The organism is Rhizobium sp. 05L419 (assembly GCF_056397845.1).
In genome coordinates this window covers 1-381 of sequence record NZ_JBFTOF010000100.1, presented here as the reverse complement: position 1 = coordinate 381, position 381 = coordinate 1, and the positions used below count along the sequence as shown (strand labels likewise).

Below are 381 nucleotides of genomic sequence, written 5' to 3'. Positions count from 1 at the left end.
CATTGATGGTGATCGAGCCGTTGGCAGCATCGCCGTCGCCATCCTTCACCTGATAGCCGATCGTGAAGCTCTGGTTGTTCTCGTTGTTGCCCGCAGCATGCTGGATCGCATGGTTCTGCGTCACCGTGTACTGGCCCGATGCCGTGTCCGACAGCGTCACCGTCAGAACCGCGGCCGACACGCCATGCTGGACCTGCGAGATCACCAGGGTCTTGCCATCGGCAGAGACCGACTGCGAGAACGAACCCTCCGCACCGGCCGTCGTGCCGAGGCCGGCACCCGTCAGCAGAACCGAACCTGCGCCGTCAGCGCCGTAGGAGTGGTTCAGCGTGCCCGTCACGTTCTGCGCGTCGGCATCGTCACCCTGGCCAACCCTGGCCA

At 64.6% G+C, this 381-nt stretch carries 1 protein-coding gene; it reads right to left on the bottom strand.

The genetic code is table 11. The features are described from left to right. On the bottom strand, positions 1-381 hold a 381-nt coding region (locus tag AC1DMK_RS31170; RefSeq protein ID WP_477864061.1), incomplete at both ends, for a DUF5801 repeats-in-toxin domain-containing protein.